Raw genomic sequence first — 17,047 nt, forward strand, 5'->3', positions numbered from 1 at the left:
TATTAGATGACGTGTTCAGAGAATCTGTTGGGATTACCAAAACGATGCGCAGTAATCGAGACTGCCTGCTCCTTAACAAATGGAAGCATCTCAATACGTCCGGCTTCAGTGACTGCAGCCGTATAAATACCGATATCAGGACGTCCATTCAACGCGGCAAAAATGCTTGTTGCTTGATCTCCAATATAACGGATACGGCTACCTTCTAGAGGCGTACCTTGCAAGTCTGCAGTGCTCTTTGAAGCATAAGAGTTGAGCCACTGACGGTATTCCTCATCGCTTTGAAGAGCAATCTTTACTCCGTGGTTTTCTAATGTTCCAGCAACAGCTACTGGCAGCTGCTGAGCAGTTGATAGGTAGATAGGTGCACCAGCTGCCAAACCAGCAAGGAGTACACGTAAAGTATCAGCTACGTTCGCAGAAGAATCCGCACGAACTTGTACAGTTTGAGGAACATAACGCAAAATATTGCGTTCGACACCTAACTGTGAGGGGTCGTGAGCAATGCCGAACTCGCTGTTATAGGCCTCAGCATCAGAAGATGCAGAACGAACCAAGAATTCTAGTTTTTCATGGTCTACAGCAGTAGGTTGGCGGGTAGCAGCCAGAGTCTCGCGGACAGCTCGAGAGGTTGGCATAGCAGTAGCTGTCGAAGGAGCGCTCTTCCAATCGCTGAGGGCTACTAAATAGTTAGGTCCTCCAGCTTTAGTTCCACTGCCCACAGTGGATTTCTTCCAACCGCCGAAGGGCTGACGGCGAACAATTGCACCAGTAATTCCGCGGTTGACATAGAGGTTTCCTGCTTCAACACGAGATAACCATAATGCCAGTTCATCAGAATCAAGAGAGTGAAGCCCTGCAGTAAGACCGTAGTCAGTTGCATTTTGCAATTCAATGGCTTCTTCAAGAGTTTGCGCCACCATAATGCCGAGAATCGGACCAAAATATTCGGTGAGGTGATATTCACTTCCCGGCTTAACTCCTACACGTACACCTGGTGACCAGAGTTTGCCACTCTCATCAAGCTTTTTAGGTTCAATTAGCCAGCTTTCGCCGTCTCCAAGAGTGGTTAGTCCGCTGAGCAGTTTGCCTTCTGCCGGTGCGATAATCGGCCCCATCTGAGATTCGATATCTTGTGGGTAGGCTACGTGCAAGGAAGATACAGCATCGACTAGCTGATTCTTGAAACGTTCAGATTGTGCAACAGTTCCAACGAGAATCACCGTTGATGCTGCAGAACATTTTTGTCCAGCATGCCCAAAAGCAGAATAGACAACGTCCTTAACCGCTAAATCAAGGTCGGCGTTAGGCGTAACGATGATGGAGTTTTTGCCAGAGGTCTCACCAAATAATGGTAAGTCTTGACGCCATGAACGGAAAGTTTCTGCTGTTTCGTATCCGCCCGTGAGAATCAGTCGGTCTACTGCTGGGTGAGAGATAAGCTCTTTTCCGGCCTGACGATCTGTGATTTTGATGAGGCGGAGAAGCTCGCGAGGGACTCCAGCTTCCCAAAGAATCTCAGCAATCAAAGCACCCGTTCTTGCAGTGTTCGTTGCAGGTTTGAAAACGACACCAGACCCGGCCGCCAGTGCAGCAAGAACACCACCTGCGGGGATAGCCGTTGGGAAGTTCCACGGTGGCACTACTAGTGTGAGGTGAACAGGTACAGGGGTTGCCCCGTCGATGTGTTCGATATTCTCTGCCAACGTCGCATAGTAGTTTGCGAAGTCGATTGCTTCTGAGACTTCAGTATCGCCTTGGTCGAGAGTTTTTCCTGCCTCTGCTGCCATCACTTCAAGTAGTTTTGCACGGTTCACACCGAGTGCGATACCTGCTTGACGCAGAATTTTAGCTCGTTCGGCGCCACTACGTTCAGCCCAGACTTTGGATGCTTCAATCACAGAATCCACAAGTGGTTGAACCTCATCGCTAGAGCTAAGCTGTGAGGCTTCGAGAGTTTCTATGCCCAAGCTCGTTGTTTTTGAACGTTCGAGGATTTCTCGTCCCCATTGGCGGTTTGCAGCAAGCGAAGGGTCAGTATCTGGTGCGTTTTCAAATCCTTGACGGGGTCGGAAAACGTTATCGACGGTTTCTGTCTGACGGTTTTGCTGACGTTTGGGCTCAGGCACTTCATCAGTAACAGAGTTAAGCGAGCGCATGAATCGTTGTTCTTCTCGTTCGAAGAGTTCAGCGTTGTCATGCAGGTCGAATACTGCTGACATGAAGTTTTCGCTCGAAGCATTTTCTTCAAGACGTCGAACGAGATAGGAAATTGCTACGTCGAATTCTTCGGGGCGAACAACTGGAGTGTAGAGCAGAAGATGTCCGACACGTCGGCGGATGACTTCTGCCTGTTGTGCGGCCATACCGATGAGCATTTCAAATTCGATATCGTCTTTGACTCCGCGTTCTTCGCTCAAGAGTAGCGCGAATGCTACGTCGAAGAGGTTATGTCCGGCGACGCCTAGTCGAATGTTTTTGGTGTGTTCGGGGCGTAGCGCGTATTCGAGGACTCGTTTGTAGTTGGTGTCGCTGAGCTGTTTGGAATCCCAGGTGGTCAGTTCCCAACCGTGGGTGAGGGCTTCAACGATTTCCATGGAGAGGTTAGCGCCTTTGACCAGTCGCACTTTAATGCGTGCTCCGCCGGAGGCTACGCGGTTGCTAGCCCATTGCTGGAGTTTTTGCATTGCTGCGAGGGTGTCGGGCAAGTATGCCTGTAGAACGATTCCTGCTTCGAGGTCTTTGAGCTGTGGTTGGTCGAGAATTTTGGTAAAGACGTCGATGGTCATGTCGAGGTCTTTGTACTCTTCCATGTCGAGGTTAATGAACTTCTTTTCAGGAGAGTTTGCTGCAAGTTCATAAAGTGGTGTGAGTCGTTGTACTGCTTCTTCGACGACTTCGTCGAAGGCCCAGTGAGAGTGTGGGCCAGAGACAGCAGAGACTTTGATGGAGACGTAATCGACGTCGTCTCGTGCGAGGAGACGCTTGGTTTCGTTGAGTCGTCGTTCTGCTTCTTTGTCGCCGAGGACGGCTTCGCCAAGGAGGTTGACGTTAAGTTTGTTGCCGGTTTTGGTGAGGTGTTCAATAGCTGGGCCAAGTTTTTCGTCGCGGGCATCTACGATGAGGTGTCCGACCATTTCTCGGAGGACTCGTCGTGCGATACCAACGGTGGGCCATGATGCTTTGCTAGCAATTTTTCCGCCGGCGGCTACTGCACTTTTCATGTACCACGGGAGGAATGATGGTACGAGGGGTGCGATTTTTGCGAGGTTGGCTCCAGCAACATTATTGTCTTCAGGGCGAACGACGGTGTCGACGAATCCGACGGTAAAGTCTAGCCCGTTGGGGTCTTTGAGGACGCCTGCGAGCATTTGTGCGGAGGAGTCTGCGGGGACGTCTTGGGCTTCGGTGAGCCACTGGCGCACGAGGGTTCGGGCTTCTTGTGCGAGTTCTTGGTAGCGTTCTGCAGCAAAGGGATTGGTTGTCATTCCTGTGCTCCCATCTTCTGTGTTTGTGTGAATTGGCACTCATTGTGCTTTTGTTCTATTTGACCACGTTATGGTGGCGAACACACTATTAGTAAAAATAATTATTTCTCAGCATAATAGTTAAGAAAAGCTTAACTACTAGTGATGAGGTTTAGCACAATGTACGATATTCACCGGCTTCGCATCCTTCTTGAAATCCACGAACGCGGATCCCTCGCAGCAGCTTCAAGAACACTACACCTCACCTCTTCTGCTATCTCACAACAGATGACAGCACTCGAAAAAGAAGCTGGCGCTCCCCTCATTCGCAGATCAGGACGTTCAGTACGACTGACCGACGAAGGACTTATCCTCGTCCACGGCGCACGAGCTATCCTCAGAGAAATGGATAAGACCGCCACTCGCATTGCACAGTTTTCTGGCGAACCGCTAGGCACCGTAAGGCTAGCAATTTTTCAGTCAGCAGCGATAGCGCTCTTACCCACAGCACTATCGTATTTACAGCAGAACGCACCGCAACTCATTTTAGAAGTTGTGCAGATAGACCCCGAAACAGGTTTAGAACTCACAAGAAGCAGACAATTCGACCTTGCTATTACAGAGTCCTATCCGCACCATTTTGTACCTGAACATGAGGACCTACAACTTGAACTACTCACGGCAGACCCTATTCACCTTGTTTTAGCACAAGATTCTCCCTACACAACCCTCACTGAAGCAAAATCTCTACCATGGGTTTTTGAACGAGAACACAATACCAGCCGTATTTGGGGTATTAATCAATGCCGTCAGGCAGGCTTCGAACCGCAAGTTCGTTATAGCATCGAAGATTTACTCACTCATGTACGTCTTGCAGAACAAGGTTATGCAGCAGCTATTCTGCCCGGTTTTGTCACATCTTCCACGCACCACAAGACCTCTATTAAACTCATCTGTTTACCAGAACACCCCGAACGTCAAATCTTTACCGCCTCTAGAATTGACAGTGCAGGACAACCCAACATTGCCATGGTCAGAAGGGCACTATCATATGCAGCCGGTGCCCTCAAACATCATCAAGAGAGCATGTGCCCCAGCGATAGCATCTAACAGTTTTAAGGGCAGTCCATCAACGCTTCAGCAAGTTGAGTATCTATCACCACATCTGTAATAGCGCCAGTGCGCAGTGCACCTCGTAAAGCAAGGACTCGGTGATTGCCAGAAACTACCGCAATCCGGCGACGAATCCGTGCCAATTCTGTTGCGGTTGGCCCCGTTGCACGTTGGTTCACAGCAAGGTCTTGATAGCTTCCATCTTCACGAAGAAGTACCGTGCACATATCTCCGACAACACCACTTGCACGCAATTCGCGTTGTTCTTGAGCATCAAAATACCCTCCGTTATACACGTGAGAAGGAATAGCGCCACCAAAAGCCCCAATCCCAAACACCGCAACATCAGCTTTACGATGCGTAGCGAGAACTCCCATAATGCTCCGTTCACGCCACATTGCTTCTTTAGTTTCAGAATGGTCAAAGAAAGCAGGAACGGGAAAATGCACCATCTGCGCATCGTATGCGGCGGTAATCTGCCCAAGAATCGACCCCGAGTAAGGTATACCTGTATGCCGAGCGTTACCGGCTCCGTTAAGTTGTACTACCACTACATCTTTGAGCGGACGATACGGCAGATGTTTGGCTAGCTCTGTCACCGTTGATCCCCACGCAACACCTAATGAGGTGCCTTCTTCAACGCAGGAGTCCACAAGAATTGCTCCACGCTTAGCGACTTTTTCCATACGGGAAATAGCAGATTGTTCTTTTGAGGTTTTCACCAGATGCACACGAACTCGATACTTGTCTCCAAGTCTTTGAGCGAGATCTGTTTGCGGTTTGCTGTTTTCGTTGAGCCGAATCTGCACGATTCCTGTATCTCGAGCAGTTTTGAGTAGGCGTGATACCGTTGCGCGTGAAGTGTATAGATGTTGCGCAATTTGTTCCATGGTGAGGTTTTCCATGTAATACAGATACGCTGCCTCGTATGCGGTGTCGTGACGTTCGTTCATTCAAATTTCCCCCTTCTGAAAAAACGTTCAAATGTTTTGGTCATAGTAACTACAACTACGTCAGAATGTATATCAAGCATCCGTAGTAGAAAGGGACAGGAACTATGGCCAACACACAATTCGCTCAGAAGTCTCAGCTTACCGCATCTTCTCGTACTGAAGCTCTCCACGAAATGAGCAAAGAAGAAGGCGTAGACATTCTCGTCATTGGCGGAGGCGTCACCGGCGCCGGCATCGCCTTAGACGCAGCAACCCGCGGACTCAAAACCGCTATCGTCGAAGCAGGCGACTGGGCAGCAGGAACTTCAGCATGGTCATCAAAACTTGTCCACGGCGGACTCCGATACCTCTACAACCTTGACTTTAAACTCGTAGCAGAAGCACTCAAAGAACGTGGCCTACTCCTTGAAAAAATTGCGCCACACCTCGTTAAAGCACAGCCTTTCCTATGGCCCCTCAAAACACCAGTCATCGAACGCGCCTATTCCGCTATCGGAATTGGAATGTACGACACTCTTGCATTTATTGGGGCTCGTGGCAAAAAAACTGTACCGCCACAACACCACTTCTCAAAGCAAGGCACGAAAACCGTATTCCCCGATATTAAAGATTCAGCTTTTACCGGAGCTATCCAGTTCTACGATGCACGCGTTGATGATGCACGCCTCGTCATTGACCTTGTACGCACCGCAGCAGGATACGGTGCCCTAGCGGCATCTCGTACACAAGTCACCCGAGTACTCAAAGACACTCAAGGAAAAGTTACCGGAGCAGTCATCCGAGACCTTGAAAACGGACAAGAACACACTGTTCGTACCCAACACATCATTAACGCTACCGGCGTATGGACCGAAGAGTCTGAGTCCATGGCCAATAAAGATGCCGGGCTTAAAGTTCTTGCATCCAAAGGTATTCACATCATCGTTCCACGAGACCGCATTAATGCTTCCAGCGGTATCTTCACCAAAACCGAAAAATCTGTACTCTTCATCATCCCTTGGCAGCGTTACTGGATTATCGGAACAACCGACACCCCATACACCGAAGACATCGCGCACCCTGTAGCAACTTCGCAAGATATTGACTATGTACTCGAACAAGCCAATAAGCTCCTTGCACGTGAGCTGACCCGTGATGACATCATCGGAACCTATGCAGGTCTACGTCCGCTACTACAACCAAAACTTAAAGAAGGCTCCGAGGCAGCATCTACTAAAGTTTCACGCGAGCATACCGTCACCGAAGTCGCCCCCGGAATGAGCGCTATCGCGGGTGGAAAACTCACCACCTACCGTGTTATGGCAGCTGACGCCGTAGACTTTGCACTCAAAGAACGAGCACAAGAGCAGCCTTCTGTCACTGAAAATATTCAATTGGTGGGTGCCGCTGGTTTTTCTGCAGCACAAGCATCTTCCCCACGTCTCGCACAACGATTCGGCTGGGACAAAGACCGTATGGAGCATTTGCTCGAACGCTATGGTGCAGATATTACGGAACTCGTGGCACTTATTGATGAAGCACCAGAATTAGCGCAACCCTTGGCAAAAGCTCCACAATTCCTCAGAGCAGACGTCCTCTTTGCAGTACGTTACGAAGGTGCTCTTCACTTAGAAGATGTGCTCATCCGCCGTTGCCGTCTAGACCTTGAACAGCGTGACCGTGGCTTAAGTGCAGCCGAAGAAGTCCTCCAAGTAATGGCGCCAGAACTCGGTTGGAGCGAAGCTGAAGCGGAGAAAGAGCTAGAACTCTACCGTAAACGCGTAGAAGCAATCGCTCAAGCAGAAGAAAAAACTTCTGACGTTCAGGCAGCTCAATGCATCACATCTATCGAGCATGTCTGCCCTCGCGTACCTCTAGGCTAGTATTCCATAAGTTTCCCCATAGAAAACTTCACATGAAAGGTATAGATACAGAACTCCCCATACAGATAAAATACTGATTTTTTTGATGAAGGGGCAGAAACTTTCCCCCAGCTACAATGTTTCTGCCCCTCTCATATCAACCGCTCAGGCACACACAATATGTCGCAGTGCCTCTCATCTTTTTCTTGTCGTTATTTGAGGATTTTTTCCCTCAAGAATGTTTGTGTAAAAGCAATGGTTGCTTTTACTCCTTCCCCCACCACAATGCTGTGTTGAAAGGAAAAATACATGCAGACTATTTTGGCGGAGGGCGCATCTGCCCTCGTAGGAGCGGATGGAGTACCTACTGCATTAGGATTATTCTCCTCCGAATTTTTGGGAACCTTTATCCTCATTCTTCTTGGCGGTGGCGTTTGCGCTGCTTGTTCGCTACCAAAATCTATCGCTAAAGATGCAGGCTGGGTAGCTATTGCATTGGGCTGGGGTATGGCAGTTTTTGCTGCAGTGTACCTATCTGGTCCATCTGGTGCGCACCTTAACCCTGCCGTCACCATCGGGCTGTGGGCTGCCGGCGAAAACCTTGTCGGCGAAGTACCTGCAACAGCATCTAATATGATGATTTACTTTGCGGGTCAATTTACAGGTGCCTTTACCGGTGCTGTCATGGTATTTCTCACCTATAAGAAACACTTTGATGAGGAAACCGAACCAGGTGTCAAACTTGGTATTTTCTCTACCGGACCAGCAATTCGCTCCTATGGTTGGAACGTATTTACTGAAGCAGTCGGAACCTTTGTACTCATCGGATTCGTTGTAGCGTCAGGGCAAACTCCCTCCGGTCTTGGACCTTTGGCTGTTGCTCTCATCGTGGTAGGTATTGGTTTCTCCCTCGGTGGTGCAACCGGTTACGCTATCAACCCTGCTCGTGACCTTGGTCCACGTATTGCTCACGCAGTGCTACCTATCAAGGGTAAAGGCGATTCCAACTGGTCCTATGCTTGGGTTCCAGTCGTTGGCCCAATCATCGGATCTGTTGCAGCAGCAATTCTCGTTCCTATGTTCCTCGGAATCTAATTCGACCTTGTAGGGTTTCTCATCACCGCACCGTTATTGCATTTTTCCATCATCTACTATTTGAGGTACACATTGACTCAACACAAGTTCTCCTTGGGTATTCTCAATGCCCCACCAGCAGCCAAACGTATCCCCGAAAACGAAATCCCGCAGCGTTACCGTCGCATGCGTCTAAGCGTCTTTATGGGAATCTTCATCGGCTACGCAGGGTTCTATCTCATCCGTAATAACGTTTCACTCGTCTCAGCAGTACTTAAAGATCACGACATCCTCAATGCTGTTGGCATTGGTATCGTCGCAAACGCAGTGCTCTTCTCTTACGGGTTATCAAAGTTCTTCATGGCAATGCTCTCTGATAGAGCTAATGCCCGTTACTTTATGCCCCTAGGTTTAGCGCTCTCTGCGGTAATCAACCTGATGATTGCCTTCATTCCGGCATTATCAGCTACCGTTATGATTTTTGCTTTGACAATGTTCGTCAACGGTTGGGTACAGGGCATGGGATGGCCGCCCTCAGGACGTGTTCTCGTCCACTGGTTCTCAACAAACGAACGTGGGTGGAAAACCTCCATTTGGAATTGTGCACATAACGTCGGTGGTGCAGCTGTTGGCGTCATCTCAGCATGGGCACTCGATCACTACGCTCAGTCTGAGGCAGACTGGCGACCAGCTTTCTGGGCACCAGCTATCGTTGCACTCGTTGTTGCTTTTATCGCATTCCTTCTAATTCGTGACCGTCCTGAAGCGGTTGGTTTGCCACCTATCGAAGAGTATCGTAACGATCCTCCAAAGGTCGCTTCTGAATCTCAGATTCCGTGGAAAGAAATGCTTTTCAAGCATGTTTTGAAGAACAAAGTTATCGTGCTTTTAGCAATCACAAACGTCTTTGTTTACACTCTGCGGTACGGCGTTCTCAACTGGATTCCGATTTATCTCACCGATAAGATTCACGGCACAAACGTCAAAGAAGGCATTCTTGGTTTCGCAATCTATGAGCTTGCAGGGATCATCGGCACACTTTTGTGCGGTTGGCTATCCGATAAAGTCTTCAAAGGGTGGCGTTCTGGTGCAGGAATGGTATTCCTCGCAGGTGTAGGTATAGCGTTAGCAACATACGCGTTGCTACCAGCTACTGCACCTATCGGAGTTTTCTATCTGCTCATCGCCATCATCGGTGGTCTTATCTATGGCCCTGTGATGCTTATCGGGTTACAGGCTATCGATTTATCCCCTCGTAACGTTGCAGGAACCGCAGCCGGATTTACGGGACTTTTTGGGTACTTACTTGGTGCTTCACTGGCATCTACCGGTGTAGGTTTGCTCATCCACTATTTTGGTTGGGGCGTAGCCTATAGCGCGTTACTTGGAATCGTTGTTCTCGCTCTGGTTTTCATGTGGATTATCGGTCGTAAAGAACGTGAGCTCCTACAACAACGCGAGATGGCAGACAACAACTAATTTTTCTCGTACGAGATATCTTTTGTCCATTATCAAAATCTCAAACTTCACAAGGAAGTGACATTATGACTACTACTCTCCCCGAGCGTAAGAAGTACATTCTTTCCATCGACCAGGGAACAACCAGCTCTCGCGCGATTCTTTTCAACAAGAGTGGCGAAATCAAGTCCATCGGCCAGCTGGAGCACGAACAGATTTTCCCAAAGGCTGGGTGGGTAGAACACGATCCCATGGAAATCTGGGAAAATGTCCGCCAGGCAGTAGGCCAGTGTATGACCAAAGCTGAGGTCAACCACCACGAAATTGCAGCGGTAGGTATCACTAACCAGCGCGAAACTGCTGTTGTCTGGGATAAGACCACAGGTAAACCTGTATATAACGCTATTGTGTGGCAGGATACCCGCACCCAAAAAATTTGTGATGAGCTAGGTGGCGAGGCAGGCCCCGGTAAGTACCACGATATTGTTGGTCTTAACTTGGCAACATACTTCTCCGGCCCTAAGGTCAAATGGATTCTTGATAACGTCGAAGGCGCACGCGAAAAAGCAGAAGCAGGCGATTTGCTCTTTGGCAATACTGACACCTGGGTTCTATGGAATTTGACCGGTGGTGTTGATGGCGGCGTTCACGTCACAGACGTTACCAATGCATCCCGCACCCTGCTGATGAATATCCGTACCCTCGAATGGGACGAAAACATTGCAGCAGATATGGGAATCCCGATGTCTATGCTCCCTGAGATTAAGTCCTCATCCGAAGTTTACGGATACGGACGTTCTCAAGGACTTCTCAACGGCACCCCTATCGCGGGTATTCTCGGTGACCAGCAGGCAGCAACTTTCGGTCAAGCTTGCTTTGAAAAGGGCATGGCAAAGAATACTTACGGAACCGGTAACTTCATGTTGATGAATACCGGTGAGGAGCCCGTCATCTCTGAGAATGGGTTGCTCACAACTGTTGCGTATAAGATTGGCGATCAAGCACCTGTCTACGCATTGGAAGGCTCCGTCGCTGTTTCTGGTTCACTGATTCAGTGGCTTCGCGATAATCTGAAAATGATTGATAATGCGGCAGATTCAGAAGCTCTTGCGACAAGCGTTGAAGATTCTGGCGGATGCTATGTTGTCCCCGCTTTCTCTGGTCTCTTTGCACCACATTGGCGACCAGACGCACGTGGCGTTATCGTGGGTCTGACCCGTTATGTTAACCGTGCACATATTGTTCGTGCTGCTCTTGAATCTACTGCTTGGCAGACTCGTGAGGTTCTCGACGCAATGAATGCTGATGCGCAAGCTGCAGGAACTAACGTTGATCTTTCTGAGCTACGTGTTGATGGCGGCATGACGGCAAACGAATTCCTCATGCAATTCCAGGCAGATATCTTGGGCGTACCTGTGATCCGTCCAAAAGTTATCGAAACTACCGCATTGGGTGCTGCTTATGCTGCAGGTATCGCAGTTGGTTTCTGGAGTGGTGAAGAAGATGTCACCGCAAACTGGGCTGAGGACCAGCGTTGGACTCCGCAAATGCCAACTGACGAAGTCGAACGTCAATACCGTCTTTGGAAGAAGGCTGTAGTAAAGACTCTCGACTGGGTCGATGAGGATGTAGACCAAGACTAAAGCTATTGTCGTTTTCACTCTTCAATAGCTAACTTTCACTAACGCTGAGTCATAGGTGTTGTATGTACTCCATGGGAGTATTTATGACGCTTATGGCTCAGCGTTAGGCTTAATAGCAGATTTTTATACCAGTTTTTGAGAGGGTGAGAAGATGAGCATTACTTATCTTTCGTATCAGAATATCCTCGAACATTTTTCTCCTGCACAAGCAGTACATGCGCTCCGAGAAACTTTAAAAAATGGTTATGATCCAAGTTGTGATTATCCTCGTCAGAAAATGGATATGCCCTACGCTCAGCTGCTCATGATGCCTTCTTATACTCGTGATAGTTTCGGAATGAAAGTCCTCAGCTGCGCAGATACTTCGGTACGTCCTGATGTGCCGTTGATTCAAGGGTCTTATCTTCTATTCAATGCGCAGACCCTTGCACCAACACATGTTCTTGATGGCGTGGCACTAACTGATATCCGCACGTCAGCGGTTTCTATTGCCGGTGTTTACCCTTATATTTCTGGTTCTTCAGAACCACTAAAAACCGTCATTTTTGGCTGTGGTGCACAAGGACGCGCCCACCTTAAGACCCTCGAAAATACGCTCGAGGCAATACGTCCAGTAGAGCATACTTTTATTAGCCGTACCCAGCCAGAAGATATAACACAGTGGGTTCAGGCTGATTCTCAGGATGCTGCTGATGTCCTCAAACAGGCAGAACTCATTCTTTGTACCACGACTTCATCCACTCCCCTTTTTGAGGTAGAAGATATTAGCCCTCACGCTGTTATTGTTGCGGTGGGTTCTCATACTCCGCAGGCACGAGAAGTGAGTTCTTCAGTGATGGAAGTTGCTGAAGTGATTGTTGAAGATATAGCAACTGCTCTTCGCGAATGCGGTGATGTTATCTGCGCAATTGAAGACGGTGTCTTGGCAGAAGACAAGTTGTATCCTCTGTGTAAGATTGTTTCAGGAGATCTTAAAGTAAGGTCTGAACGCCCTATTGTTTTTAAAACATCAGGTATGGGTTGGGAAGATTTAACATTAGCAGAAGCAATCGTACGTTCAGTGCAGTCTTAAGATAACGCTATCCTAGAGATATTGTTATGTGTCTTCTCTACTTGTCATCATTATGTGGTGCGGAAGGTTTTTATTATGACTGAGTCTGTTTCCAACGCGATTGAAGAAGCAGCCGGTGATGATGTTCTCTCACGTGTCTATACCACTTGTGCTACGAAGATTGGGACTATTTTTCTTTGCGTTGAAGAGGGCGCTCTTGTTGGTGCGTGGTTAGAGAAGCAAAAGCATTTTCCTGAAAAAGAGCGTCTGGGAAAGTTCGTTGAAGCTCATGAGAATAGTGTTCTTTCTCAGGCTGTACAAGAGTTAGAAGAATATTTTCGAGGTCAACGTACTGTCTTTGAGATTCCTCTTCGCCCTGAAGGAACAGATTTTCAACTAGCAGTGTGGAATCTCGTCTCAGACATCCGTTACGGGTATACAGATACGTACGGTGCTATTAGCCGTGTTGTTGGTCCTGGTGCTCCTGCTCAGGCCGTAGGCCAAGCGGTAGGCCGAAACCCTTGTATTATTTTTATTCCTTGTCATAGGGTTCTTGGGGCGGGAGGAAAAATAACCGGTTATGCAGGAGGTCTTTCTGCAAAACAGTGGTTATTAGAGTTAGAACGGTCCCAGAATCTAGCAGGTGATCGTCTTTTCTAAGACATCAGATATCGTATAAAAATAAAGCCGTGATAAAAACTTATTGTTTTTATCACGGCTTTGTTGGTCGGGTTGACAGGATTTGAACCTGCGACCCCTTGACCCCCAGTCAAGTGCGCTACCAAGCTGCGCCACAACCCGAAAATGCTGTATAGAAAACCTGAAGGTTTCTAGCACCTAGACAACTATACAGCACCGACAAGAGCGAAGACAAACTCACAACCTAAAAACTTGAGAGTCTTAGCTCACACTTATGGAGGTGCGCTGCACGTCGCAACCGTGTCGTCAACGCACAACACACACCACAAATACTATTTAGCGTCGAGAGCCTTTAGAGGACTGACGTTTCTTATCAAGCTGACGACGTTCACGTACACGCATCGAAATTTCAAGTGGAGTACCTGTGTATTCGAAAGTCTCACGCAAACGACGCATAATAAAACGACGGTATCCAGGATCCAAGAAACCTGTCGTAAAGAGAACAAACTTTGGAGGACGAGAAGACACTTGCGTACCAAAGAGAATACGAGGCTGCTTACCGCCACGTAAAGGATGCGGATGCGCAGCAACAATCTCGCCCAAGAAAGCGTTAAGACGTCCTGTAGGAATACGAGAATCCCATGATTCAAGAGCAGTTTCCAAAGCTGGTACAAGCTTATCTTTATGCCAGCCAGTACGCGCAGAGATATTTACACGAGGAGCCCACGCAACATGCGCAAGGTCACGGTCAATTTCTCGTTCTAGCTGATCTCGACGCTCTTCATCAAGAGTGTCCCACTTATTAAAGGCCAGCACTAGAGCACGCCCCGAATCAACAACCTGCTGAATAATCCGAATGTCCTGTTCAGAGATGGTCTCTGAAACATCGAGAAGAACAACACATACTTCAGAACGTTCAATAGCAGTTTGGGTTCTTAGAGAAGCATAGAAATCTGCGCCTTTTGCCATATGCACACGACGACGAATACCTGCCGTATCCACAAAACGCCAAGGACGCCCCCCTAGCTCAACGATCTCATCCACAGGGTCACGTGTCGTACCTGCAAGATCATTAACTACGGCACGTTCTTCACCGGCGAGCTTGTTTAGTAACGAGGACTTACCCACGTTGGGGCGACCCACCAGAGCTACACGACGAGGACCACCTAAAGCCTCTGGCTCAGCATATTGAGAATGCTCCGGCATCACTTCGTATAAGGCGTCAAGAAGGTCAGCAAGCCCACGGCCGTGCAGACCCGACACAGGATAGGGCTGGCCCATACCCAAAGACCACAAGCTATGAATTTCAGCTTCTTGATGTTCAGCGTCTACCTTGTTAGCGATCAGCAAAAGAGGCTTATTAATACGACGCAACATACGAACAATCGCTTCGTCGGTTGCAGAAATACCAACCATTGCGTCCACCACTAACAACACAACATCAGCGTGCGCTACAGCAATCTCTGCTTGAGCAGCCACCTGCGCATCAATGCCCTTAGCGTCAGCTTCCCAACCGCCGGTATCAACGAGAGTGAAGTCTTTTCCGTTCCACTCTGCTTTATAAGAAACACGGTCACGCGTCACACCAGGTTTGTCTTCAACAACGGCTTCACGACGACCCAAAATACGGTTGATAATAGTGGATTTACCGACGTTTGGGCGTCCAACGATAGCGACAACGGGGTCAGCTTCTTCACTTTCATCTTCGTTAATATCGAAGCCCCATGCACCAAGTAGCTGGCGGTCTTCCTCTTCTAGAGCATAGTCTTCAAGACCTGCACGCAAGGCCTCAGCTCGTTGTTCAGCGGTTTCGTCATCGATCTGCGCTAAACGCTCTGAAACGTTATCGTTACCGTCACCTAAATATTTCTTCTCATACTCATCGCGCTCTGGCGTCGTATTCTCTACCATAAAAATTCTTTTCTCTTCGCTCGTATAATCTATTTAGTTCAAGTCTAATGCACTATCGGAGTGAATTTGGTCTTCGATAGCTTCACGCACAGCAAGAATCGTCTGTTCAAAATCTAATTCAGATGAATCAACCAAAGTTACGCCCTCAGCAGCTTCCATAAAATTATTGACTCGGGAATCTTTAGCGTCACGTTCAGCAACCTGTTTCTGTAGCTGCTGCTGATTTTGTGTTCCACCAAGCTGAATACCACGACGAGCCATTCGAACCTCTTCAGACGCCGTTAACAGCACACGCGCATGAGCATCTGGGGCGACAACTGTGGTGATGTCTCGACCTTCAACAACAATACGCCGTGCACAGTCTTCAATCATTTGACGCTGTTGGGCAACCAACAAAGAACGGACCTCAGGCACAGAAGCAATAGCAGAAACAGACTCTGAAATACGTGGAGAACGAATCTGCGCAGAAACATCTGTACCGCCGACCCGCAAGAATTTTTCATCGACAGTGGTGCTTTGTTCTAAGGGAAAACGCTGCGCAGCTTCAATCACTGCTGATGTATCGTTGAGGTCAACGTGCTCTTCTAGACAGTACCATGTCAAGGCACGGTACATGGCGCCAGTATCGAGGTATGCCAGCTGATAGTGGCGTGCAATCTGCTCAGATACCGATGATTTTCCAGAACCAGAAGGCCCATCAATCGCGATTACAAGTTCTTTCATCGTCTTGTCTTCTTTCATCTTTATCGAACAACCTTCCAGCCGGCGTTCGTCAAATCTTCAATTAATTTCTCATGCTCATGAGGATTTACCGAAAGCTCCACCATACCGACCGGCTGCCCCGGAGAATGCTCAAGACGTAAGTCCTCAAGGTTCACCCCTAACTGACCAATTTCCTGCAAGAGTTGAGCAAGAGTCCCCGGGGTGTCTTCAACCAATACTACAATCTGGGAGAAGGCAGAAGGCGCACCTCCATGTTTTCCAGGAATACGCGCCACACCAGCATTACCATCACGCATCATCTGCGCGATACTCAAGCGAGCGCCCTGCCCTTGTGGGTCTTCAAGACTACAGATAATACGATCTAGTTCCTGTCGAATCTCAAGCAGCGTCTCTCGAACGTGCTCAGCATTAGCCGACAAAATCTGGGTCCATAAGGTTGGTTCAGAGCCTGCAATACGAACAGTGTCTCGTAACCCCTGCCCCGCTAACGATAATGCGTGTAAAGGAGTTTCTTGCAAACGGGAGGCGAGCAGAGAGCTCATCACCTGCGGCACATGTGAAATACGGGCAACAGAACGGTCATGTTCTTGAGCATCCATGATGGTCACAAGAGAACCAAGTTCCATGCCTAGATGATGAGCAATTTTGATGGATTCTTCGCAGGAACTATGATGCGGACACACAACAAATGGACGTGACGTAAATAGTTCTGCGCGAGCAGCAACAGGCCCTGATCGTTCTCGTCCAGCCATAGGGTGTGCACCCACATAACGGTGTGCTTCTGACGAAGAAGCAATCACGGTTTCGGCGATGGGTGCTTTCACTGAGGCCAGGTCTACTACCGTTGTATGAGGCCACCACTGTAATTGTTCTATGACGATTTGCGCCACAACATCTGGCGGAGCAGCTACAACCACAAGATACGGCGCCTCAGGTATCAGTTGTGGAAGTGGCACATTTTTAAGACCGCGCTCTTGAGCACGTTTATGAACAGATATTCCGGCACCAATATCTTCAGCAATAGCTTCCACCGTAGGAGAGACGTCTACGAGGTAGACGTCTCGTCCTTGGCTACGAAGACAGAGCCCTACGGAGGCACCCAAGAGTCCGGTTCCAACAATAAGAACCGGTGGGAGCGAGTGCGTCTCTGCCTGAGGTGAATGACTCATCATAT

At 48.7% G+C, this 17,047-nt stretch carries 12 protein-coding genes and 1 tRNA gene; 7 read left to right on the plus strand and 6 right to left on the minus strand.

From position 1 onward, the window contains the following. Positions 1-2 precede the first annotated feature (2 nt). Entirely contained in the window at positions 3-3,488 is a 3,486-nt protein-coding gene (locus tag ACN083_RS05945; RefSeq protein ID WP_419101911.1) for a bifunctional proline dehydrogenase/L-glutamate gamma-semialdehyde dehydrogenase, read from the minus strand. Between the two features lie 159 nt (positions 3,489-3,647). Here ACN083_RS05945 and ACN083_RS05950 point away from each other — a divergent pair, with 159 nt between their 5' ends. Further along, positions 3,648-4,577 carry a LysR family transcriptional regulator gene (locus tag ACN083_RS05950; RefSeq protein WP_419101912.1) on the plus strand — a complete coding sequence of 310 codons (930 nt, stop codon included), beginning with the start codon at positions 3,648-3,650 and terminating at the stop codon, positions 4,575-4,577. A 5-nt stretch (positions 4,578-4,582) separates the two neighbouring features. Here ACN083_RS05950 and ACN083_RS05955 read toward each other — a convergent pair whose 3' ends face one another. Continuing rightward, positions 4,583-5,533, minus strand: coding sequence for a sugar-binding transcriptional regulator (locus ACN083_RS05955; RefSeq protein WP_419101913.1), 951 nt, complete (start codon positions 5,531-5,533; stop codon positions 4,583-4,585). 104 nt (positions 5,534-5,637) lie between these two features. Here ACN083_RS05955 and ACN083_RS05960 point away from each other — a divergent pair, with 104 nt between their 5' ends. The 6 genes from ACN083_RS05960 (at position 5,638) to ACN083_RS05985 (ending at position 13,260) form a co-directional block, all read left to right on the plus strand. Beyond that, positions 5,638-7,395, plus strand: coding sequence for an FAD-dependent oxidoreductase (locus tag ACN083_RS05960; protein WP_419101914.1), 1,758 nt, complete (start codon positions 5,638-5,640; stop codon positions 7,393-7,395). Positions 7,396-7,683: 288 nt separating this feature from the next. Further along, positions 7,684-8,469 carry an MIP/aquaporin family protein gene (locus ACN083_RS05965; protein ID WP_419101915.1) on the plus strand — a complete coding sequence of 262 codons (786 nt, stop codon included), beginning with the start codon at positions 7,684-7,686 and terminating at the stop codon, positions 8,467-8,469. A 72-nt stretch (positions 8,470-8,541) separates the two neighbouring features. After that, complete coding sequence (locus ACN083_RS05970; protein ID WP_419101916.1) at positions 8,542-9,927, plus strand: MFS transporter; 1,386 nt, start codon at positions 8,542-8,544, stop codon at positions 9,925-9,927. Between the two features lie 65 nt (positions 9,928-9,992). Then, positions 9,993-11,549, plus strand: a complete 1,557-nt coding sequence (glpK, locus tag ACN083_RS05975) for a glycerol kinase GlpK (RefSeq protein WP_419101917.1) — start codon at positions 9,993-9,995, stop codon at positions 11,547-11,549. Between the two features lie 151 nt (positions 11,550-11,700). Beyond that, positions 11,701-12,621 carry an ornithine cyclodeaminase family protein gene (locus ACN083_RS05980; RefSeq protein ID WP_419101918.1) on the plus strand — a complete coding sequence of 307 codons (921 nt, stop codon included), beginning with the start codon at positions 11,701-11,703 and terminating at the stop codon, positions 12,619-12,621. Positions 12,622-12,696: 75 nt separating this feature from the next. Then, on the plus strand, positions 12,697-13,260 hold the full coding sequence (locus ACN083_RS05985; protein WP_419101919.1) for a methylated-DNA--[protein]-cysteine S-methyltransferase: 564 nt from the start codon (positions 12,697-12,699) through the stop codon (positions 13,258-13,260). A 64-nt stretch (positions 13,261-13,324) separates the two neighbouring features. Here the strand turns inward: ACN083_RS05985 and ACN083_RS05990 are convergent. The 4 genes from ACN083_RS05990 to ACN083_RS06005 all read right to left on the minus strand — a co-directional run bounded on the left by ACN083_RS05990 (position 13,325) and on the right by ACN083_RS06005 (position 17,045). After that, positions 13,325-13,401 (minus strand) — tRNA-Pro (locus ACN083_RS05990). Between the two features lie 174 nt (positions 13,402-13,575). After that, complete coding sequence (gene der / locus ACN083_RS05995) at positions 13,576-15,150, minus strand: ribosome biogenesis GTPase Der (RefSeq protein ID WP_419101920.1); 1,575 nt, start codon at positions 15,148-15,150, stop codon at positions 13,576-13,578. 33 nt (positions 15,151-15,183) lie between these two features. Next, positions 15,184-15,873, minus strand: a complete 690-nt coding sequence (gene cmk, locus ACN083_RS06000) for a (d)CMP kinase (protein WP_419101921.1) — start codon at positions 15,871-15,873, stop codon at positions 15,184-15,186. 20 nt (positions 15,874-15,893) lie between these two features. Then, on the minus strand, positions 15,894-17,045 hold the full coding sequence (locus ACN083_RS06005) for a prephenate dehydrogenase (protein ID WP_419101922.1): 1,152 nt from the start codon (positions 17,043-17,045) through the stop codon (positions 15,894-15,896). Positions 17,046-17,047: the final 2 nt, after the last annotated feature.

Origin of the sequence: Rothia sp. CCM 9418 (assembly GCF_048512825.1) — a bacterium.
Classification (GTDB): Bacteria; Actinomycetota; Actinomycetes; order Actinomycetales; family Micrococcaceae; genus Rothia.